Annotated in this window: 18 protein-coding genes and 2 pseudogenes; 13 read left to right on the top strand and 7 right to left on the bottom strand. The window is 63.5% G+C overall.

The window, feature by feature from the left end; translation table 11 throughout:
- Positions 1-97: 97 nt before the first annotated feature.
- The 5 genes from AB4Z00_RS12690 (at position 98) to AB4Z00_RS12670 (ending at position 5,937) form a co-directional block, all read left to right on the top strand.
- The gene (locus AB4Z00_RS12690) at positions 98-1,087 is read left to right on the top strand and encodes a FecR family protein (protein ID WP_442046207.1); all 990 of its coding nucleotides are present in this window, start codon (positions 98-100) and stop codon (positions 1,085-1,087) included.
- Between the two features lie 128 nt (positions 1,088-1,215).
- Complete coding sequence (locus AB4Z00_RS12685) at positions 1,216-3,690, top strand: TonB-dependent receptor (RefSeq protein ID WP_314466027.1); 2,475 nt, start codon at positions 1,216-1,218, stop codon at positions 3,688-3,690.
- A 26-nt stretch (positions 3,691-3,716) separates the two neighbouring features.
- Positions 3,717-5,282 (top strand): PepSY-associated TM helix domain-containing protein, encoded by a 1,566-nt coding sequence (locus AB4Z00_RS12680; RefSeq protein WP_442046206.1) that lies wholly within the window; start codon positions 3,717-3,719, stop codon positions 5,280-5,282.
- A complete protein-coding gene (locus AB4Z00_RS12675) occupies positions 5,279-5,566 on the top strand; it encodes a DUF3325 domain-containing protein (protein WP_442046205.1) in 288 nt (95 codons plus the stop codon). The genes AB4Z00_RS12680 and AB4Z00_RS12675 overlap by 4 nt, the downstream gene beginning before the upstream one ends.
- Before the next feature lie 32 nt (positions 5,567-5,598).
- Positions 5,599-5,937 carry a hypothetical protein gene (locus tag AB4Z00_RS12670; protein ID WP_442046204.1) on the top strand — a complete coding sequence of 113 codons (339 nt, stop codon included), beginning with the start codon at positions 5,599-5,601 and terminating at the stop codon, positions 5,935-5,937.
- Between the two features lie 198 nt (positions 5,938-6,135).
- Here the strand turns inward: AB4Z00_RS12670 and AB4Z00_RS12665 are convergent.
- Positions 6,136-6,680 (bottom strand): annotated as a pseudogene (locus tag AB4Z00_RS12665) (tyrosine-type recombinase/integrase).
- Between the two features lie 326 nt (positions 6,681-7,006).
- Here AB4Z00_RS12665 and AB4Z00_RS12660 point away from each other — a divergent pair.
- The 6 genes and pseudogenes from AB4Z00_RS12660 (at position 7,007) to AB4Z00_RS12635 (ending at position 9,737) form a co-directional block, all read left to right on the top strand.
- The gene (locus tag AB4Z00_RS12660) at positions 7,007-7,153 is read left to right on the top strand and encodes a hypothetical protein (protein ID WP_442046203.1); all 147 of its coding nucleotides are present in this window, start codon (positions 7,007-7,009) and stop codon (positions 7,151-7,153) included.
- 179 nt (positions 7,154-7,332) lie between these two features.
- Positions 7,333-8,436, top strand: a complete 1,104-nt coding sequence (locus AB4Z00_RS12655) for a hypothetical protein (RefSeq protein WP_442046202.1) — start codon at positions 7,333-7,335, stop codon at positions 8,434-8,436.
- Positions 8,437-8,448: 12 nt separating this feature from the next.
- Positions 8,449-8,601, top strand: coding sequence for a hypothetical protein (locus tag AB4Z00_RS12650; protein WP_442046201.1), 153 nt, complete (start codon positions 8,449-8,451; stop codon positions 8,599-8,601).
- The gene (locus tag AB4Z00_RS12645; RefSeq protein ID WP_442046200.1) at positions 8,598-8,888 is read left to right on the top strand and encodes a hypothetical protein; all 291 of its coding nucleotides are present in this window, start codon (positions 8,598-8,600) and stop codon (positions 8,886-8,888) included. Before AB4Z00_RS12650 ends, AB4Z00_RS12645 begins: the two co-directional genes overlap by 4 nt.
- Before the next feature lie 18 nt (positions 8,889-8,906).
- Positions 8,907-9,230: pseudogene (locus AB4Z00_RS12640) on the top strand (carboxylesterase); the annotation flags it as partial.
- Positions 9,204-9,737: a carboxylesterase family protein gene (locus AB4Z00_RS12635; protein WP_442046219.1), complete on the top strand. Its 534-nt coding sequence runs from the start codon at positions 9,204-9,206 to the stop codon at positions 9,735-9,737. The pseudogene AB4Z00_RS12640 and the gene AB4Z00_RS12635, both read left to right, overlap by 27 nt.
- Here the strand turns inward: AB4Z00_RS12635 and AB4Z00_RS12630 are convergent.
- The 4 genes from AB4Z00_RS12630 to AB4Z00_RS12615 form a co-directional block, all read right to left on the bottom strand.
- A complete protein-coding gene (locus AB4Z00_RS12630) occupies positions 9,691-10,806 on the bottom strand; it encodes an MFS transporter (RefSeq protein WP_442046199.1) in 1,116 nt (371 codons plus the stop codon). The genes AB4Z00_RS12635 and AB4Z00_RS12630 overlap by 47 nt on opposite strands.
- Before the next feature lie 377 nt (positions 10,807-11,183).
- Positions 11,184-13,196 (bottom strand): TonB-dependent receptor domain-containing protein, encoded by a 2,013-nt coding sequence (locus AB4Z00_RS12625; RefSeq protein WP_442046198.1) that lies wholly within the window; start codon positions 13,194-13,196, stop codon positions 11,184-11,186.
- A 92-nt stretch (positions 13,197-13,288) separates the two neighbouring features.
- Positions 13,289-14,212 (bottom strand): LysR family transcriptional regulator, encoded by a 924-nt coding sequence (locus AB4Z00_RS12620; protein WP_132266522.1) that lies wholly within the window; start codon positions 14,210-14,212, stop codon positions 13,289-13,291.
- A gap of 222 nt (positions 14,213-14,434) precedes the next feature.
- Positions 14,435-15,448: a BPSS1187 family protein gene (locus AB4Z00_RS12615; protein ID WP_442046197.1), complete on the bottom strand. Its 1,014-nt coding sequence runs from the start codon at positions 15,446-15,448 to the stop codon at positions 14,435-14,437.
- Positions 15,449-15,839: 391 nt separating this feature from the next.
- Here AB4Z00_RS12615 and AB4Z00_RS12610 point away from each other — a divergent pair, with 391 nt between their 5' ends.
- The gene (locus tag AB4Z00_RS12610) at positions 15,840-17,411 is read left to right on the top strand and encodes a phospholipase D-like domain-containing protein (RefSeq protein ID WP_442046218.1); all 1,572 of its coding nucleotides are present in this window, start codon (positions 15,840-15,842) and stop codon (positions 17,409-17,411) included.
- A gap of 76 nt (positions 17,412-17,487) precedes the next feature.
- Here AB4Z00_RS12610 and AB4Z00_RS12605 read toward each other — a convergent pair whose 3' ends face one another.
- On the bottom strand, positions 17,488-18,348 hold the full coding sequence (locus tag AB4Z00_RS12605) for an aldo/keto reductase family oxidoreductase (protein ID WP_442046196.1): 861 nt from the start codon (positions 18,346-18,348) through the stop codon (positions 17,488-17,490).
- 96 nt (positions 18,349-18,444) lie between these two features.
- Here AB4Z00_RS12605 and AB4Z00_RS12600 point away from each other — a divergent pair, with 96 nt between their 5' ends.
- Complete coding sequence (locus AB4Z00_RS12600) at positions 18,445-19,347, top strand: LysR family transcriptional regulator (RefSeq protein WP_442046195.1); 903 nt, start codon at positions 18,445-18,447, stop codon at positions 19,345-19,347.
- A 43-nt stretch (positions 19,348-19,390) separates the two neighbouring features.
- Here the strand turns inward: AB4Z00_RS12600 and AB4Z00_RS12595 are convergent, their stop codons facing one another.
- The gene (locus AB4Z00_RS12595) at positions 19,391-21,730 is read right to left on the bottom strand and encodes an arylsulfatase (RefSeq protein WP_442046194.1); all 2,340 of its coding nucleotides are present in this window, start codon (positions 21,728-21,730) and stop codon (positions 19,391-19,393) included.
- Between the last annotated feature and the right edge of the window lie 37 nt (positions 21,731-21,767).

The following is a 21,767-nucleotide window of genomic DNA, read 5'->3' as shown; positions in this document are numbered from 1 at the left end:
ATGCGACGCCATGGCGCCAAATCCGTCCGAATTCCGACTGACTGTATGAGACGGCAGGCACAAGCCGTCACCATGGGAATCAAACGAGAGGTTGGCGATGTCGATTGAAGACGACGTAGACGCTCCGATCGGGACACTGGAAGAGCAGGCGGCAGACTGGATCGTCCGGCAGGACGGAACGGCGCTGGACGAGGCGGAACAATCCGCATTTTCGGAATGGCTAGCCGTGTCGGAACATCGCCGCGAATTCGATCGGCAGAACGCGATCTGGCAGCGTTATCGGCGCATGGCTTCACTGCCAATCCGCGAGGAGGACACCGCGCGCGCCTACCCGGCAAATCGCCGGACAAGCCGCTGGCTCCCCGCGCCCTCCGCCATCGCTCGTCGCTCCGCGGTGCCGGCCATTGCGGCAGTGCTTGCCTTGACGATTATCGGAAGCACCGAGGATTGGCCGGCGCGGCTGCGCGCGGACTATTCCAGCGGCATCGGAGAGCGGCGCAGCATCGCTCTGGCCGACGGATCGGTCGCGACATTGGCAGCAAGCTCGGCACTCCGCTTCGATCAGTCGGACGGCGCGCGCGTGGCGACGCTGCTAAGCGGCGCCGCCCAATTCAGGGTAGCGCCCGATCCGCATCATCCGTTCCGCGTCGAAACCGATGAAGGGAGCGTCACCGCTCTTGGCACCGTTTTCACGGTGGAAGAACGCTCAGGCGAACCCGAAGTCATCGTGCTGGAACACAGCGTCGCGGTTCGGACGTCCAGCGGAGCGAAGGCCGTGGTTCGGGAAGGCGAGAGCACTACCTTCACCGCGCAGTCCGTCGCCCGTCCCGTTCCATCCGATGCACTGGCGGCAACCGCCTGGACGCGGGGAAAACTGATCGTGTCCAACCGGCCGCTCAGCGAAGTCGTGGCACAGCTTGGCCAGCAGCGGCGTGGCTACTGGACCGTGCGCGGCGAGGCGGCGAACCTGCGGGTAAACGGGGTCTATGATCTCGACCATCCGCTCGATGCGCTGGCAGCGCTTGAAAAAACCCTTTCCCTGAAGTCCATCCGTATTTCCAACATGTTCATCGTCGTCAGTCGCTGAACTTCCGATCTCGCCAAAAATTTTTTCGCCCGAGGTAGGCTCCAAAATCCCCGCATCTTCGACCTACCTAATGAGAGTGCGTCGCATCAGCATTAGGATGCACTTGGTTCATTCGGGGGTTACAAGACATGAGGCAATTTTCCGCGCGGTCGCTGCTGGCTGCTGCATGGGTCGGTTCGACGATGCTCACGGCCGTAGCCGTCCCCGTATCGGCGCAGGCTCAACAAGCCGAGGCGGCGCGGCGCTACGAAATTCCGGCCGGATCGTTGGCGCAGGCATTGAACCGCTTCGCCGACCAAAGCGATGTTCAGATTTCCTATGAGGGGCGACTGGCCGATGGGCGCAGAACCCCAGGCCTAAACGGCACTTTCCTGCCTCGAGAAGCCCTGTCCCGCCTCCTGGCAGGCACTGGACTGGTCGCACGCGCGGCGGACGCGGGGACGCTGACGATCGTACCGGCCACCGTCGGACGGCTGGAACTGGACCCGATGCGCATCCAGGCGGTGGGCTATACGGAAGAGGCCGAAGACGACGGTTCCAGCAGTGACAGGCAGACCGCCCGCGACGGCTCTCCCATTGTCGTAAACGGGCAGCATGTCTCTCCCGATCTTGTGGCGGGTATCGGCCCCTGGGGCTCGCGCAGCATCGCCGACACGCCCTATTCGGTGACCGTCATGTCGAGCGAGCAGATCGAAAACACCATCGCCCGCGATCTCGACCAGCTCTACAAGATGAACCCCGTGGTGCAGACCAATGCGCCGACGACCATCTTCGGCTATCCGAACGTCCGAATTCGCGGCTTCGACAGCAGCACCGGCATCGTCGACGGCGTGCGGCTCTCGTCCTACACTTATGGGCTCGCGACCGAGGAAATCGAGAGGGTCGAGGTCATGAACGGCCTTTCGGGTTTCCTCTATGGCTCCGGCAACGTCGGCGGGGTCTCGAACTACGTCCTCAAGCGGCCGACTTACGAGCCGCTCGCCAACGTGGCGGTTGGCAATTACGGCGGCAGCCAGTATTTCGGCCACGTCGATCTCGGCGGCAAGATCACGAGTGACGACACCCTGGCCTTCCGCTTCAATGGTGCCTACGCCAATGGCGGCACGTCGAAGGACGACCAGCATCTGAAGAAGTGGCTGGTGAGCGGTGCGCTTGACTGGAACGTCTCCAGCAAGCTGCTGGTGCAACTGGAAGCCGCGCATACCTACTGGCATCTCGACCGTGTAGACACGCGCTTCTACACCAATGGCCTTGGCTACTGGCCCGATGCCTACGACAATTCGAAGACCTATACGCCGGGCTGGACCTACAACCAGACCACCTCGGACCGTATCGGCGCCAATGTGAAGTACCAGATCAGCGATTCAGTCTCGCTGCGATCGGCCTACATGTACAAGAACGATGAGCGCGAATACGTGATCATCTATCCGATCGACACGCCAACCGGCTGGTCAACCTACAACATCTCCAAGACATTCCCTTACGACACGGTTTCGCAGGGCGCTTACACGTACCTCGATCTTGCGTTCCGCACCGGCCCGATCGACCACAAGCTGACCCTGGGCGGTTCCTGGGACACCTACAAGGAAGTCCGTCACGTCGTCGGCAACGTGCCCGGCACTTATGCCGATGGCACGGCCTATCCGGCCGGGTCCAACCTGACACTGGATGAGCTGCTGAACATGCCGACGCCGGTGTTCGACGGCGATCCGGGCCCGCTCTACAAGGCGAACGACGCCACCAACTTCAACGCGATCATCGGCGACGACGTCACCTTCACCGATACCCTGAGCGCGCTGGTGGGCTTCAATTACAGTACGATCCGGACGCGCAGCTATACGACTGCGGGGGCCAGATCGTCGGGCTACAAGAAGTCCGCAATCACGCCCACGATCTCGCTAATCTACAAGCCCGTGCCCGCACTGACCACTTACGCCAGCTACATGGAGGCGATGGAAGCCGGCACGATCGTGCCCAACGATGCGACGCTCTACACCAACCCCGGAGAGGTGATGGATCCGGTCATCTCGAAGCAGTACGAAGTCGGGGCCAAGTACGCCTTTTCCGACAAGCTGCTGGTCACCTCCGCCCTGTTCCGCATCGAGAAGGCGAACAGCTACAACGAAGTCGCCCCGACAGGCATGATAACCATCAACCAGGACGGCCGACAGGTCCATCAGGGCCTCGAACTGACGCTGGACGGCCATGTCACCGATCATCTGCGGATCGTCGCCGGAGGCACGTGGATGGACCTCGGCATCGAGAAGGCCACCAACGCGGCGCTCAAGGGCAAGAAGCCGATCGGATCGTCCGCGCTGATGGCCAAGGCCTCGATCGAATATGAGATTCCCGCAGTGCACGGCCTCGTGCTTTCGGGCGGCGCCTACTACTCGGGATCGAAATATCAGGATGCGGCCAATGCCAACCGGATCGACGGCTACACGCTATTCGATGCAGGTATCCGCTACCGCACCGAGGCGCTGGGCCGACCAACCACATTCAATCTCTACGTCAGCAACCTGACCAACAAGGACTACTGGTCCTCGTACTGGCAACTGGGCCTGCCGCGCACGATCGCGTTCTCGGCGCGGACGGAATTCTGAGGCTTCGGAAGGGCGAGGATGCGATCATGAAGCAGGGTTTCCGCCAGTCGATGGCCTGGCTGCACACCTGGGTCGGACTGATACCGGGCTGGATCCTCTACATCGTCTTCGTCTTCGGCACGGCGGCGTTCTTCCAGTACGAAATCGACGCCTGGATGCGGCCCGAACTGCCTTCCGGCACGGCGGTGACCCCGCGCGCGCTCGACGCCGCGGACGCGCTCTTGCGCCGACGCGGCGCAGGAGCGGAAAGCTGGAGCATCTCGCTTCCCAGCGCCCGTGGTGGGAGCGGCCTTTCCGTGTCCTGGAGCATACCGGGACAGGACCGGCACGACCGTAAGGAGATCACGCTTGATCCCCGCACCGGCGACGAACTCGACGTGCGCGAAACCCGCGGCGGGTTCTTCCTCTACCGCATGCATTTCGACCTGCATTACATCTCGGTGCGCTGGGCACGCTATCTGGTCTGCGTGGCGGCGCTGGCCATGCTGGTCGCGATCCTTTCGGGCGTGGTCACGCACAAGAAGATCTTCACCGACTTCTTCCAGATGCGCTTCGGCAAGGGGCAGCGCTCCTGGCTCGACGCGCATAACGCCACCGGCGTACTGGCGCTCCCGTTTCACGTGATGATCACCTATACAGGACTGGTCACTTTACTGTTCACGCTGATGGCTTGGGCTATCACCGCGAACTTCGCGGACCGCGACGCCTTCTACGAGGCCTCCAGCCCCCGCCCTGAAGAGCGGGAGGTCAGCGGCCTCGCCGCCCCGACAATGCCGCTGTCCCTGATGGTCGCGAGCGCCGAACGGCAGTGGCAGGGCACCCGCCCCAGCTACATCAATATCGAGCACCCCGGTGACCTGAATGCGACGGCCCGTCTCTACCCCGAACGCACCGACTGGGGCGGCAGCCGGCGCAGCGCGCTTTACATCGACGCAGCACAGGCCCGCATCATTCCCCTTCCCGAACCGGTGAAAGGTGGTGCCAGCATGACGCGCGAGGTCATGGTCGATCTGCACACCGGCTGGTTCGCCGGGTACGGCCTGCGCTGGCTCTATTTCCTGTCCGGCCTCGGCGGCACCGCCATGTGCGCCACGGGACTTGCCCTATGGTGCGTAAAACGGCGGACAAAATTGCCGGACCCGGCCTGCCCGCACTTCGGCTTCCGCCTGGTCGAGCGGCTGAACATCGGCTTCATCGCCGGCGGTCCTGCAGGCATCGCCGTCTATTTCCTTGCCAACCGCCTATTTCCGTCCGCGATGGCAGAGCGTGGTGAGTGGGAAGTCGACAGCCTGTTCATCGCCTGGGGAGCAATCTTCGCGTGGACGCTGGCACGCCCCGCCAAACGCGCCTGGGTGGAAGCGCTTGGCGCCGGTGCCGTGCTGTTCGCGCTGGTTCCGATCGTCAACGCCGCAACGACCTCGCGCGGCCTCGGTGCGAGCCTTTATCGCGGTGACTGGGTATTTGTCAGCTTTGACCTGACCATGATAGTGCTGGCGGTCGCCTTCGCCTACACCGCGCGAAAAGTTCTCCGCCACCAGCCCAAGGCAGCGCCAGCCCGGCGTAAACGCAATTCGGCGGAGGCCCCAGCATGATCCATCTCGCCATCGCCGGCCTCGCGCTGCTGGGCTTTGCACTGTTGCTGATTGCCATGGCCCGCCATCAGCAGGACTGGCTGCGCCGCAAGCTGAGCCCACGCCGATCGATTGCGATGCGCTGGAGCGGCTTCAGCGCCTTGGTATCGGCCTACGTCATTGCCGGATTCGGTCTTGGCTGGGCTTACGGCGCTGTCGCGTGGTGCGGATGGATGAGCGCGGCCGCCGCGCTTGCCTTGACCGCGCAGACCAACCGCGAACGCATCCTGCGCCTGCTTTCCTGATCCTCATGCCCCAGCAATCGAAAGAGCCCGCCATGAATCATCCCGTGACGCTCAGGTCGTCCCCTTCAACGGGCGCTGCGGCCGCCGCGCGCAGTCGCCGCATGGCTGTCGCAGCACGCGTTCTGGCGGGTACGCTCGGGGCCTATGGACTGACGGCTCAGATCACCGTCGTCCTGTCCTTCATTCTTGCCCGGACCGGCATGGAACGCGCCGAAGCGGTCGTAGCGGCGACACTGGCCAGTTTCGCTATGTTCGCCGCAATTTCGATGGCGATTTTCCATGCCCGCAGCGCCGGCTGGGCGTGGCTGTGGTTGACCATCTCAGCAGTTTCGCTTTGCCTTCTACAATGGAGCCTGAGCCCGCTTTCATAATCATCTATTCGAACGCCACCGTTTGGTAATCAATGCAGGAAACGCGCCGCCGATCGCAACTCAGAAATCCGGCCCCAACACGTTTAGGATCGCCGACATAACCGCCCTCCAAACGCGCCATGACGCGTTGCCGTTGCGTGCCGACCGTCAATGTCGGCATGCCGGCCCCTCGAAATAGTCGCGGAGCCGGCATGCTGCTCAGATTTCGGTACGCTCCGATAAAGTGAGCGCATCGTCGATATCCACGCCGAGGTAACGCACGGTATTCTCGATGTTCGAGTGGCCAAGTAAGATCTGCACCGCTCGCAGGTTACCGGTCGCCTTGTAAATGAGCGAGACTTTTGTGCGCCGCATCGAGTGCGTGCGTATTCCCGCTTGTCCAAGCCGACCATCGTAACCCATTCGTCGATGAGGCGCGCGTACTGCCGCGTGCTCATGTGACCGAGATAATCGACACGGCTCGGGAAAACAAAGTTGTCTACGTTCCAACCGCGCCTGTCCAGCCAAGCCGTCAGGCTCTTTCGCGCTTCCGTCATGATTTCGAACTGGACGGGCTTTCCAGTCTTCTGCTGGATAACAGTCGAGCGGTTGCGGATGCTCCCTCGACTGACAATATCACCGATCTTGATTTTCACGAGATCGCAGCCGCGTAGCTTGCTGTCGATGGCAAGGTCAAACAGCGCCCGGTCGCGCAGTCGCCTATTCTCATCGAGGTAAAACCGGATTGCCCAGATATCGCGCAACTTCAGCGGACGTTTTGGCCCCACATTTTGGCCTGCGTTCCAAGGGCGCCGCTCATGAACGGCAGGATCTAAGTCTGAATGTCCCATGGCGCTTCTCCATTGGCATCAACTGCCAGCCGGAGTATACTCCACTGAAGCATGGCTCGCGGGCCAAAAGCACTTATTCGCCGACAGAGCTGCCGTTCTGCGCCTCCTACGAGCGCCTCCGAAGCGGTCATTCGTTCACCGAGAGATCAGCCACGATGAACGGCTGACAAGGGCCGTTTGCGGACCGGCAGGTCTCGGATGAAATAAGAGTCATGCCGCCGTTCGCCTTTGACAGCTCATTGTACCTTAGCGTCTCCAACCTCTTCGATGCCAAACCACCGCTCAGCGGCTACTATAGCGGAACTACTTCGGCGGGACAGTCCTACGAATTCTCCGACGACCCCACCGGCAGAGCGTTCGTGATCGGGTTCAAGGTCAAGGGTTGAGACCTGCCCGCCCAGGCGAACAGGAGGCGATCATTCGCGCTATCTCGAATATAAAGGCGGCGCTCGGCGGGGCACTCATCCTGCTGGCGTGCCAGCAGGGTACCGCTGCCCGTGCCGAGGGCCCGGAGACAGCCGCGCCCCGCACCACTTTCGTACACTTGGCACGCGGAGTGCCGGCCGTGCTCTACGAGCCTGCCAATATCGGCCCCAAGGCCGAAACGGCGGTGTTCGTGATGCACTCTTCCGCTGACTACCTGAGCTTTTCGGCCTGCACCCAACTCTCCCGACGCGGGTACCGCGTGCTTTGCGCCAATAATAGTACGAGCAAGTCCGGCATTTCCAACGACGGCATGCTCGATCAGGTCCTGCTGGAAGCAAAGGCAGGTATCGCCTGGCTACGCAAGGTACCCGGCGTGAAGCACGTTGTGCTGTTGGGCAACAGCGGGGGCGGCACGGTGATGAGCGCTTACCAGTTCATCGCGGAAGGTGGCACGAGCGCCTGCCGATCGAAAGAGAAGATCTGGAAGTGCCCGGATACCCTGGCGGACCTTCCTCCCGCGGACGGGCTCATGCTGATCGACTCCAACTGGGGGCTGGCAGCGATGACGTTGTTCAGCATCGACCCTGCCGTGCGCGGCAAAGATGGGAGGATGGCCACCGATACTCGGCTCGACATGTACGCACCCGCCAACGGCTTCCGGCCGACCGGCTCTTCGTACGGCCCCGTCTTCACGCGGGGCTTTCTCCAGGCCGAGGGTGCCCGGAACAATGCCCTTTTATCGGAAGCCGAAAACCGGCTGGCCGCCGTCGCCGCTGGTAAAGGGCCTTACGAAGACGACGCCCCCTTCGTCGTGCCTGGCGCAATCCTGCTCGGCAGCAACAACAAGCTGTTCTCGCAGGATGTCGCGCTCATGGCGCATACCCGCAAGGCCTGGCCCCTGCTCCATGCCGGCGGCCGCGAGACGACCGAGATCGTCCATACCGGGCGCGTGCCCCAGAACACCCGCAGCCAGACGCCTTCGCTCATGCAAGGCGCCTTGAAAACGACCTTGCGCAACTACCTCAATTCCTACGCAATCCGAACTGGACCCGACTTCGGCTACGACGAGACAGGCGTGCACGGTGTGGACTGGACTTCCACCTATGCCAGCCCGCCGGGCAACGTGCAGGGTATCAAGGTGCCCCTGCTGGTGATGGGCATGACCGGGCACTGGGAATACCTTGCCAGCGAAACGCTTTACGAGCTCTCGCACAGCCCGGACAAATCGATCGCCTTCGTGTAAGGTGCTACGCACATGTATGACACCTGCAAGGAATGCGAGAGCAGACCCGGCGAGTTCGGCGATACCGAAAAGACGACTTACGATCATATCGACAGCTGGATGAGCAAGCCCGGCCGCTTCACCGCGGCGCATTGGGGTTCCGGGCACGGAAGAACAGGAATATGAAGATGACCATGAAAATCGGTCGTGCTCTAGCGCGTTGCACTGTTCTGGCAGTGGGAGGTTTTGCTCTGGCGGTGTCCGGCGTGGCGTGGTCGCAGGACGCTTCCACGCGGCTTTCGCCAGACGCCGCATCGGCCATCGGCCACGACCCGCAGTTTCTGATCGCAGCGGTCCCCGCCCGGCGCGGCGCATCCTTGAAAGTGACCAGTCCGGCCTTTCCAGCCGATGCGAATATGCCCTTGATCAATACGCAGTATGGCAGGAACCGTTTTCCCGGCCTTTCATGGTAGAGAGGGCCGAAGGGCACGCGGTCCTATATCGTGGTCATGCAGGGCGAGCCTGCAGATAGCGATGCGGGCCGGGCCGTAACCAGCATTCACCTCGTGCTCTACAACCTCCCTACTGGAACCACTACGCTTCCCGAGGGCATGACGCAGGCACCTCCTGGCGCGGTCTACGGGCCCAATGTTCACGGCCCCGCCGCCGCTTATGCCGGCCCCCATACTCACGACGCCAACCGTCACGCCTACCATACGCAAGTGTTCGCGCTCGACATCGTCCTTGCCCATGGGGACGGCCAGAGCTTCTCGGCGCTCAAGGCAGCCATGACAGGGCATGTGCTGGCCTCGGGTGATCTCGTGGGCTACGCCGCGAAACCGGCAACGGCAGCGATTCAGGCCACGGATACGCCGATCCGGGTCGAGACCGGCCTTCTCAGCGGTGTTCCTGGCCGCGATCCCTCGATTTCTGTCTACAAGGGCATTCCCTATGCCGCCCCCCCGGTTGGCTCGCTGCGCTGGCGTGCGCCTGCTGCGCCCCTGGCCTGGCAGGGCGTACGCAAGGCCGATGCCTTTGGGCCAGCCTGCCCGCAGCCCGGCGGAGAGATGGCGCGGGGCATGGCGCAGGCCGTTCGCAAGCGTGGAACATACGTCAGCAAGCCATCAATGCCCGCTTTCAGCCATCTCGACCTCCATAGCTGCCCTTCCAGCCTGCCCCCAACTAATGCCCGTCCATCGCGTATGAAAAACCCCATGCGTGGACGGCCAATCATGGAGCGACAGCAATCGATCCCGCCGCGGTCGACATTCGTGGTCAGCGCCTCCGCATCAGCGGGCGGTTCACGCCCACCACGAGGATGATCAGCGACACGCCTAGGATACCCGCGCTCACGATAGGGAACGATCCTGCCCCGGAGCGATCCAGCAGAAAGCCCCCTGCGACCCCGCCCAGCGCCACGGCGCTGTTCCAGGCCGTGGTGCACATCGACTGGGCGACGTCCATGGAATCAGGTGCCAGCCGCGCTATCGCCGTCTGGGTGACCGCGCCGAAGCCGCCAAAGGAGATGCCCCATATGACGGCGGACAGATAGATCGGGAGCGTCGCCGTAGCGCCGAACATCCACATCGCGAGCGCTGCCATGAAGAAGCCGAGCTGCACCGGCCCCATCACGGTCAGGTGTCGATCCACAAGCGCGCCGACCAGGGCGAGGCCGCCGATCGACCCGATGCCGAAGAGGAGCAGGATCAGGTCGAGGCTTCTGGCCTGGCCGATCGCGCGCAGGAAGGGCTCTACGAAGATGTAGATGATGTTGTGGCCTATAATGTAAGTGAGGATCACCGCCGTTGTCGCGGCGACGCCGGGACGCAGCAGGACCGTAAGCAGCTCTTCCCGCTCGCCGCCCTGCTCGCCACGGAAGTCCGGGATGATCCGCTGGACCCAGATCATCAGCACAAACGCCAACCCCGAAACCATCCCGAACGCGCCCTGCCAGCCAAGCACGTGCCCCAAGGCCGAGCCCAGAGGCACGCCGACCACGAGCGCGGCCGTTGCGCCCGCGCCAGAAATCGCGATGGCCCTGCCGCCCATGCCCGGTGGGGCCATGCGCACAGCATAGCCAGCCAACATTGACCAGACTGCGCCGCCGAAGAGGCCAGCCACGAAGCGCGCTGCAAGGGTGAGATAGATGTTGCTCGACAGCGCCGTGATCAGATTGACCGCAGCGAACCCACCAAGGAGGAAAAGCAGGAGGGGCTTGCGCCGCAGGCTGCGGGTCATCGCGGTGACCGGGATCGCCGAGATGAGCGCGCCGACCGCGAACGCCGTGATGAACTGGCCCGCCACGCTTTCCGGGACCATCATGCCAGCCGAGATGGCGGAGAGCAGACCGGCCGGCATGATCTCGGTGAGTAGGGTGACGAACGCGGCCATTCCCAATGCGAGCAGACCCGCGAGTGGGAGGCTTTCGGCGTCCTCGCAGTTGGGAGGAGCCGAGCCCCTATCCCGTCCGACTTGCTTCCCACCACGTCGAACCACGCCACTCACTTACGTCACCATCCATCACTTCAAAGGTCCGGCGATCGTTAGGCGGCTGGGGATCGGATGGCCACCCCGCGCCTTCGGGATGAGTGACAATTTCCATGAAGGAGATCGAGGCCAAAACGCAAACGGCTCACAAGGGATTGAAGTAAACGATTTCAGGCGGAAGCGGGATGTGGCTAAGTCCTAAAGTGACGAGGTGCAGACAAATACTTCATCTTCCCCAGGAAAGGCGCTTCGGAGCGGGACCGAAGCGCCTTTGAGTCAATTCAGAAGCGGGCGGTCGCGCCCATCCAGACGCGGGCGGGATCGATCATGTAGCCGGCCTCGTCGTAGTTTAGGCGCTTGTCGAACAGGTTCTGCACGCCGGCATGGAAGGTGAAGCCGGGCGAGACCTTGTAGGAACCGCCCATGTCCACGGTGGTATAGGATTCCACGACGAGATTGTTGCCGCTGATCTGAGCTTCGGTAACCGCCTCCTCGCCGCGGAACACTGCGCGGGCATACAAGCTGAGGCGCTCGTCCGGGCGCCAGTTCAGCGAAGCGCTGGCCTGCTGTTTTGGGGTGTCGTTGAGCGCCATGCCCGCGCTGGCACCGGTGAGCTGCTCGGAATCGGTCAGCGTGCCCGTAGCGTTGAAGCGCAGGGTTCGGGTGAGGTTGAGATCGATGGTCGCCTCGATCCCGCGGACCTTGGCCTTGTCGACATTGACGTAAGTCGTCGGCGGCCGGCCGATCGAACTCAGTGGCTCGTTCACGCACCAGGCTCCGGCCTGTTCGCATGTAAGCCGGGTGATCTTGTCATTGAAGCGGGTGTCGTAAGCGGTCAGGCTCGCCTGGAAGCCCTTGCCCTCATACATCGCCACGGCTTCGATCGTGCGTGAGGTCTCTGCCTCGAGATCGGGGTTGCCGTAAATGGTGCCGCCGCGGCTGGACTGGCCCCAGTCGGGCAGGGTCTGGCGCAGGTTCGGTGCGCGGAAGCCCTGCGAATAGCCACCCTTGAGAGTGAATTGCGCGGTGGTGTTCCACACGAGGTAGACGCGCGGCGTCCAGTGCGCGCCATATTGCTCGTCATTGTCGAGGCGAAGCCCTCCGGTCAGGCGCAGGGTATCCAGGATCGACAGCTCGTTTTCGGCAAACAGCGCCCAGTTGGTGCGGCTGGCACCGGCGCGAGTGGAACCGGGCAGCAGGTTGCCCACCGTGTCCGTCAGATCCTCGTTACGGAAGAAACCGCCCAGACTGAGCATGTTGGAAGGAAGTTGGACCGACCAGATCGACTGCGCGACGGTGTTCTTGATGCGTTTGGTGGTTTCGAGGTTCCTGGCATCCTCGTACTGGACGTAGCTTTCCGAATTGGCGAAGCCCCACCGGCCGGAATGGCTGAGCGCGGCGACGTAGCGTTCCTGGGTCTGAACATCGCGCGTACCTTCGGGCACCGTAGCGGTCACTTCCACGGTCTTGCCGGCCGTGGCGGTCACTTCCTGGCGGTAGAAGCCGCCCTCAACGAGAAAGTCGTGGTCCGGCCCGGCCGAGAAGCCTACCTTGCCGCCCAGACTCTCATCCTTTCGCTCAGGCGTGCCGCCGACCACGTGGTCCTCGCTGCGGCGGTTGATCGCGCCCTGCACCTGCAGGCCAACCCCCTTGGCCAGCGGGCCGGAAAGATAGAAGTTGCCGTCGTAGAAATTGCCGTAGTCGCTGCCCAGCTGCATGGTGCCGTTCACCCGCACGCTGCCGCGCCATGAGGGCGCGATGCGGCGGGTAATGACGTTGACGACGCCGCCCATCGCGTCCGAGCCATAAAGCGAGGACATCGGCCCGCGCACCACTTCGATGCGCTCGATCGATTCCAGCGGTGGCAGCAGTCCGCCTTCGGACGTATTGCCGCCGTTGGTGCGCGTCTCGCGGCTGCTCAGGCGCTTTCCGTCCACCAGGATCAGCGTGTACTGCGGCGACATGCCGCGGATCGAGATGTCGCGGCTGTTGCCCTCGCCGGGGGTGACGGTCACGCCGGGAATTTCCATCAGGGCGTCGGTCACCTCGCGGTAAGGCAGGCGCTCCAGATCCTCGCGAGTGATGACGCTGATCGAGGCCGGCGCGTCCTTCACTTCCTGCTCGCGGCTGGTGGCGGTGACGACGATGGTCGAAGCGCTGGTGGCGCCTCCAGAATCCTCGCCAAGCTCGTCGGCCAGAGCGGACGGAATGGTGAAGGCCGTCGTCACGCCCGGCAGAGCCGCGGCAAGACTAAGGGCGGCCGCGCTCGTGCGCAGCCGAAACTTGTGGATCACGATTACCCCCTTGGAACACTAATGCGAATGCTTTGCAGTAGCGCTCTTGACCCGGTGGTTCGCTCGGGCCAACAGTCAAGATCGGATATCGACTATTCAGAAATGCATGGCCGCGAACCGGAAGCCGAAAGGCGTCCGAGCCGCTCCCGCAACCAGCGGGAAGCGGGATCGCGGTGACTGCGCTCATGCCAGAGCAGCCAGTACTGCAGCACGCCCAACTCGGCCGGCGCCGGGCGCGTGGCCAGGCCCTGCCCCGCCTCGAAGCGGTCCGCAGCCCGCGAGGGCAGCACCATGACCAAGTCCCCTGCCGCCAGCATGTCCGGCGCGAGACTGAAATAGGGCAGGCTGGCGGCGATCTTGCGCGAGGCGGCGTTGGGTCCGAGTGACATCGTCACCCGGTCCAATTCGGCCTCGCTGACCGTCAGGCTCAGATGCGAATGCGCCAGGAACGCGTCGAGCGGCACCGGCTCATCGCTGCCGGCCAGCGGATGATCCGCAAGCGTGACGCAGACGAACTCGTCCTCGAACAGCAGGGCGCGGTGAAGCTGCGAAGGATCATGATCGAGCCCGGAAATAGCCAGATCGATGTCGCCCTCGGCCAATGCGCGGTGCGTGGCGTGGCTCAGCGGTACGATGTCGATGCCGATGGCAGGYGCCTCGGCGCGCAAGGCGGCCATGGCGGGCAGGAGAACGGACATGACGCCGAAGTCGGTGGTGGCCACACGAAAGCGGCGCTCCACTCGCGCGGGATCGAAGCGCTCTTCCACCAGCAGCGCGGATGTTGTCGCCATCCAGTCGGCCAGGCGGCCAACCAGTTCCTCACCGCGGCGGGTGCGCGACATGCCGGTGCCGGATCGCACGAGCAGCGGATCCTTGAGCGCTGTGCGAAGCTGCGAGAGCGACCGGCTGACGCTCGGCTGGCTCACGCCCAGCGCCAGCGCCGTGCCGCTGACGCTCTTGGTCTTGAGCAGCAGGGTGAGCGTCAGGAGCAGGTTGGGCGAAATCGGCAGGAGCATAGGAGGCGCCTATTGCAACTTTGTCTCATTCGCAATCATCCTGCCCGATGAGACAGGGCTGTCCACGCGTAGGGTAAGGCGGAGAAAGCCTTTATAATATCGCAGTCGCTGGCGCGAAAACCTGGAGAAACAAAACCCGGAAAGTGCGAAGACGGGCCCTTAGCCGATGCGCGAAACGATGCTCCGGCGTCAACGGCCGGCCGTGCCACTCGACCAGACAAGTTATGGTAGCGCCATGAATTCCCAGACGGGCTTGTAAAACGGCGTGCCGTCAGCCCGGCGCGGCAGGAACTTGTCAAACGCCATGGCGAGGTGCGCATTCGCGAGCGCCACTAGAGGCCGTGCAGTGGTCAGCTGGTGTGACCCTCCGTAAGGCGCACGGGTCAGATCGGTGGCATGAACAGGCCCGAACCGCGCCAGACCCATGGCTTCCCAGCTTGCCTTCGCGACGGGGAGGGGCACCACCGGGTCGGAAACATGAGAGAAGCCGTATTGCCGCTCGACCGGAGTGGCATTCGGTCTCGACAGCCATGGCGAGGTGAGGCCCGCCCTTGTGACGTCCGCCACGCCGGAAATCATGACAGCACGCAGCAATGCATGCCGCTTCGCAAGCAGGGCGACGTGTCCAGCGCCTTGGGAATGACCAACGGCACTGACGCGCGACCATTCGATCGCGTCATGACTCAGGAAAGCGCTCCATCCTTCATCAGGATAAGTGGCGGCAAGATACTTGAGCAGCCTGTACAGCCTGGGCTCGATAGCATCGGGACGGCTGACGGTAAGCAACGGCGTCAGATCTTCGCCGGTCAGGATTTCCTCGCGCACCTTGCCGGTGCAGTCGTCGTCGGCGGACCCTTTGCAAAGCGCTGCGACCGCTTCCGCATTGGGATAGGCGATGGAAATTGCATGGTAGCCGCGAATTGCCGCCGTCCGCACGATATCCTGAGTCATCGAGGTGGCGGTGCGCGTGCCGTCGACGAACAGAAACAGCTTTGCTTTGCGCGCCGTACCGGCGGACGGAAGCAGCACGAGATGCCTGTCCTGCAGTCTTGTCACCGGGTTCGGCGCCTGCGTCGCCGCAGGATCGGCCGCGGAAACGGGTACATCGTGCCGTACAAGCCCGGCATCCCCGTCCGCCTCTCCGGCTGCCAGAGAAGGCACTGCAAGCACGAGGCAAGAGGCGATTGCGAACCAAAGCGTCGTGGTCTTGCGCGGCATTCCAGGGGACAGTTTCATACGCTGCTCCATTGAGGCGTGAAGATAGTGCCGGGATATGTGTGCCAACCGCGAGGTTGAGGAAGTTGTTCAGCATTCCAGTCGGTTGGCTCGCTTTGCAACCAGGCATGCCGGTATCCCGCCTTGTAGGTCGACAGGACATGAATGCTGGATGAGGGACTGGCCGTTGAGGACCGGCGAAACCCTCAAGCCCGTTGTCTTCACACCCTTTGTGGCGGCTTTTGCGTTCGTTGCGCGGGCACGACCTGCCACCCCCGCTTGTTCCTCGCGCCTTCATCCTTCCCGCCCATGCTTTGAGGATCGCGCTTTTCAGGCCGCACAAGTCTCGCCGGAGCCGGCCGCGAGACACCTCGCCCTTGGCAGATCACGCCAGGCCTGCGATGGCGCAGTCATGGACACACCTGATACCCTGCTCGAACCCGGACGCAATTGCTGGCGGATCGAGCACGCGACCCGTGCCGCCGTCATCGTAGACGCAGATGATTATTTCAAAGCAGCACGCGCCGCGATGCTGCGGGCGAAAAAGCAGATCCTGCTGGTCGGATGGGACTTCGATGCCCGCATCCGGTTCGGCGGCGATAAGGACGACGGCGGGCCGGACCAGGTCGGTGCGTTTCTCAGTTGGCTCGTCCGGCGGACTCCGGGCCTGCAGGTCCACATCCTGCGCTGGGATACGGGTGCCATCAAGACGCTGTTTCACGGTCAGACGTTACTGAGAATAGCGCAGTGGATCAAAGATCCGCAAATTCACATGCGTCTCGACGGCCATCATCCCCCTACCGGATCGCATCACCAGAAAGTCGTCGTCATCGATGACGACGTAGCCTTCTGCGGCGGGATCGATATGACTGTCGATCGCTGGGACACGCGCCAACACGATGATGACGAACCCCGCCGTCTGGAGCCCGATGGCACGCCTTACGGTCCCTGGCACGATGCCACCACGATGCTCCAGGGGCCGGTCGCACGCACGCTGGGCGACATGTGCCGGAAACGCTGGGAAGTTTCGGGCGGAAGCGCGCTCGCTCCGGCTTCGTGCGATGCGGATTGCTGGCCAGAGGACGTCGAAAGCGACTTCACCGATGTGGAAGTGGGCATCGCGCTCACCGTTCCGGAAATGGCCGAACAGGAGCCTCGCCACGAGATCGAGGCTCTCTATGTCGACCTCATCATGCGGGCGAAGCGCTGGTTCTATGCCGAAAGCCAGTATTTCGCCTCAAGAAAGGTCGCAGAAGCCATCGCGCAGCGGCTGGCAGAGGCTGACGGCCCCGAATTCGTGATCGTCCATCCCACATCCGCGCAAGGCTGGCTTGAGCCGATCGCGATGGATTCCGCACGCGCCAGATTGGTGGAGGCGCTGCAGCAGCGGGACGTCCATGGTCGCCTGCGGCTCTATCACCCTTATACCGCGAAGGGCCACCCCATCTATGTGCATGCCAAAGTGACGGTCGTCGACGATGAAGTGCTGCGCGTAGGGTCTTCGAACTTCAACAATCGTTCGCTCCGCCTGGACACCGAATGCGACGTCGTCATCGACGCCGGCCGGGAAGCCAATGCCGCCGAGCGCGGGACGATTGCCGGCATCCGCAACGCCCTTCTGGCCGAGCATCTCGATACGGACTGTCAGACGATCGAAGACCTGCTGGAACAGACCGGCTCGATCATTTCGTTAATCGAAAAACTGCGCGGCGACGGCCGTTCGCTACGACCCTACGAAGTGCCGGATCTCGATTCCGTTCGCGAATGGCTCGCCGATCACAAAGTCCTCGATCCCGAGGGGCCGGGCGAGATGTTCGAGGCGATCTCCAAACGCACACCGCTGCTCGCGCGTCTGAAGCACCGCCCTCATTTCAAGCGCCAGGATGGCGGTCTGTCGCTGGTCGGCGCCGGCATCCTTGCCGCTGGGGCAGCAGCAGCGATAGGCCTGCTCGCTACGGCCATTTCAAAGCGCTCGGATAAGTAGCGCCGGCCTCCAAATCACGCCTCGTTCGCGTCCGCCGGCAAGAGGGCACCCATCCGCCATCGCCGGCACATGGCCATCAAATGGCGTCGAGCCGTACCTTGACATCAGCGGGCAGTTCCAGCGCCGCGGCAGCCAGATTTTCCGCCAGATGTTCCAGGCTCGACGTTCCGGGGATCAGCAGAAGGTTCGGCGAGCGCGCAAGCAGCCAGGCCAAGGCCGTCTGCATGGGCGTTGCCCCGATCTCGGCGGCAAGTCCGGCCAAGGCATCCGACTGGATGGGGCTGAACCCGCCCAGCGGGAAGAACGGCACATAAGCGATGCCCTGCGCCGCCAGAGCGTCCACGAGCAGATCGTCGCCCCGATGGACAAGATTGTACTGGTTCTGCACGCACGCGACCGGCGCGATGGCCTGGGCCTCGGCCACTTGCGCCATAGTGACGTTGCTGAGGCCGAGGTGCCGGATCAGACCCTGCTCGCGCAGCCGCGCGAGAGCCGAGAACTGTTCCTCCAGAGAGCCTTCGCTCGGCGCATGGACGTCCCCCATCAGCCGCAGGTTGACCACTTCGATCCGCTCCAGACCAAGGTTGCGCAAGTTGTCGTGGACGGCGCGGGTCAGTTCGTCCGCGCTCTGCGCCGGCAACCAGGATGCGTCGGCTCCCCGCACCGCGCCGACCTTTGTCACGACGACCAGATCCTCGCCATAGGGATGCAGGGCTTCGCGAATGATCTCGTTCGTCACATGCGGGCCGTAGAAATCACTGGTGTCGATATGGTTGACGCCCGCCTCCACAGCAGCGCGCAGCACCGCCACGGCTCCGGCGCGGTCTCGCGGGGGACCGAAGACGCCCGGTCCCGCCAGTTGCATGGCGCCGTAGCCCATGCGGTTCACGGGCCGGTCGCCCAGTTGGAAGGTTCCCGCCTTGGCAAGATCGATCATTGCATGTCTCCTGGCATGTTGCTGCCCGAATATGGACTTCAACTCGCTGATCGATAAGACGGTCTATTGAGAACAGCTTGTACGGAAAATCGCACAATGCCTATGGAACTTGACGATCTTTCCGCCTTTGTCGCCGTGGCCAGCGCCAAGGGCTTTCGGGAGGCAGCCCGCATCTCCGGCGTGTCGGCATCCGGGCTCAGCGAAGCCCTGAGGCGCCTCGAAACCCGGTTGAACACCCGGTTGCTTCACCGCAGCACCCGCAGCATATCCCTGACCGAAGCCGGCGCCCGGCTCTTCGAAAGGATCGGACCGTCGCTCGCCGAGATCGGTGCCGCACTGGACAGCGTTCAGGCTCTCACCGATGAGCCGGCAGGCGCGCTGAAACTGAACGTGCCCGCCAATGTGGCACGCACGGTGCTGCCAGGCATTCTCCCGGGCTTCCTTGGCGCTCATCCGCATATCCGGGTGGAAGTCACCGTGGAGGACAGTTTCGTGGACATCCTCGCCTCCGGAGCGGACGCCGGTATCCGCTATGAGGAGCGCCTGGAGCAGGACATGATCGCGGTCCCTATCGGGCCGCGTGAACAGCGCCTTCTCACCGCCGCCGCGCCGTCCTATTTTGCAGCGCGAGGGCGCCCTGCCCATCCGCGCGACCTCTTTCATCACAATTGCATGCGCCTGCGCTTTGCCAGCGGCGCCATAGCCACCTGGGAATTCGAGAAGGACGGCGAAGTGCTTCGTTTCGATCCCCCGGGATCGCTGCTGATCCAGCCGGGATCGGCATGCGACCTGTTGGTGGAGGCGGCCGTCTCGGGGCTCGGTATCGTGTGCCTGTTCGAGGATTGGCTGGCCCCTCACTTGCGCAGCGGCGCACTCGAAACCGTGCTCGAAGACTGGACACCTCCTTTTTCCGGACCGATGCTCTATTATTCCGGTCGCCGCCAAATCCCGCCGCCCTTGCGGGCGTTCATCGACTTTACGAGGTCCATCTCGGGCTGAGCCTTTCCGGCGGCGCCCAGCAATCCGGGCGCCCGGCACGCAGTCAATCGAAATCCAGACTGAGATGAGCGATGTCGCCCTCGATGCGGCCTTGCGGACTGCGATAGGCCGTTACCGGCACGCCCAGATCGCGTCCCACGTCCAGGGTTTCGCCGTTTCCAGCCGCCATCAGCATGGACGTCGGCAGACGCCCCGACGCGAGGGCGGCGCCATTCGCACTGAGCGTGACGGTGGCCGGGCCGCCCGGCCTGTCGACAGCGAAGCGCATGGTCAGCTTGACCGCACCTCCAGGCAGCGCCCGATCGGCGGCGACACGGGTGATCTCATCGGGATCGGTGGAACGCGCMGCGATGAACGCGGGACGGCCCTTGTCCAGATAGAGGCTCCAGCCTCCGAACCGGCTGCCGAACGCCATGACCGCCCCCGAAGCGGTATCGCTATCCAGTCGCAGATCGGCAGCGAGCGTGAAGCTGCGCGCGAACGGCACCGGCTCGGTATTGGCGGGCAGGCTCACATCCTTGCCCCAGAAGTCGAAATGCTTGCGACCGCTGCCGCGCATCATCGCCGCTCCGCGCGCCATGCCGAAGCGGTGATCGAGCGGAAGCACGTTGTTGCGCGCCGCCTCCCGCTTCCACAGATCGAGCATGGTCTGAAGCCGGGCGGGTTCCCTCACGGCAAGATCGTTCGACTGCGAAAAATCCCGATTGAGATTGTAGAGGGACCATTGCACCGCGGGCCGTTCACCGGCGGCAGGAAGGTTCTGCCACGCCAGACGCCCATCATCGCCCGAGAGGAACCAGCCATCGTGATAGAGGCCGGCCTTCCCGCCGATCTCGAAGTATTGGGTGCGCGGTTTTGCCGCATCGCAGGAGGCGAGGCTGGCCAGCAGGCTTTCGCCGTCCATCGGCTTCTGGCGGACGCCATAGACGCTTTGCGGCGCTGGCAAGCGCGCCGCCTCCAGTACTGTCGGCGCAATGTCCACCAGATGCGAGAACTGACCGCAGACCGCACCGGGATGCGCCATGTGTCCCTTCCAGGAAAGGATCATGCCATTTCGGATGCCGCCCAGGAACGAGGCGTATTGCTTGGTCCAGCGCAGCGGCGTGTTCATCGCCCAGGCCCATCCGGCAGGGTAGCTTTCATAGGTCATCGAACCGCCGAGCCGATCGATATTGGCCTGCATCCAAGCCTCGCTTTCATCATGCGAGCCCATCGAGCGCAGTTCGTTGATCGTGCCTTTCGGCCCCGCCTCCGCGCTGGCGCCATTGTCGCCGATCACCAGCGCTACCAAGGTATTGTCCAACTGGCCCATCCGCTGCAGTTCGTCGATCACGCGGCCGATCTGCTCGTCCTGATAGGCGAGCTGGGCGGCGGCGACTTCCATCGTGCGTGCAGCAAAAGCCTTCTGGCCCGAAGTCAGGCTTATCCAGGCTGGAATTTCCGCGGGGCGCGGGGTCAGCGGCGTACCCCTGGGTATGATGCCCATGGCAAGTTGCCGCCGCCAGGTCTGTTCGCGCTGAAGATCCCAGCCGGCATCGAACTTGCCCTTGAAACGCGCGATATAGTCCGCTGGAGCCTGATGCGGCGCATGGGTGGAGCCGGGCGCCATGTAGACGAGAAACGGCTTTTCCGGCGCTGCCGCCTTCTGGTTGTGGATCCAGCGGATCGCATCGTCGGCCAGGCGGCTGTCGAGCAGGCTTCCCTCTCCATCGTCCTGCTCGGCGCGCTGGATGCCGCGATAGAGGATTGGCGAATATTGGTCGCTATCGCCGCTGACGAACCCGTAGAAGTAATCGAAGCCCAGACCGGTCGGCCAGCTGTCGAACGGGCCCGCCTCACTGCGTTCATTGGACGGCAGGTTGTGATGCTTGCCGAACATCGCCGTGCTGTAGCCATTCAGCCGCAGGACCTGGGCGATCGTGGCGGTTTCCGGCAGGATTTTCCCGCCGTAGCCCGGAAATGGCGAAGGCACATCGCTCAACCAGCCGACCCCGGCGTTGTGATGGTTGCGACCGGTCAGCAGCGCCGCGCGGCTGGGCGAGCAGATCCCGGTGGTGTGAAAGCGATTGTAGCGCTGGCCCCGGGCTGCCAGCCGTTCGAAATTGGGTGTCGGAACGGGGCCGCCGAAAGCGCTGGACATCGCGAAACCGACGTCGTCGCTCATCATCAGGAACACATTGGGCGCTCCGGCAGGCGCCTGGATCGCGGCCTGGGCAAAGCCTTTGGCATCCAGGACATTCTCCGCCACCGTTCCCGTGAACGGCGCGGCCGGCACGGGCAGGATCGTGCGCGCGGGCTGGCTATCCGCCGCCGCAGGGTGTGCTGACGCCGCCCCTGCCATCGCCAATGCCGCCGCGCCTGTCCGCCATCCGATCTTGCCCATCGCGTTCCTCCCCCCGCTTCGTTCGCAGGCAAGTTAG

The organism is Novosphingobium sp. YAF33 (assembly GCF_052113265.1).
GTDB lineage: Bacteria > Pseudomonadota > Alphaproteobacteria > Sphingomonadales > Sphingomonadaceae > Novosphingobium.
The sequence above is the reverse complement of the archived record's forward strand: the minus strand, read 5'-3'. Positions and strand labels throughout refer to the sequence as shown.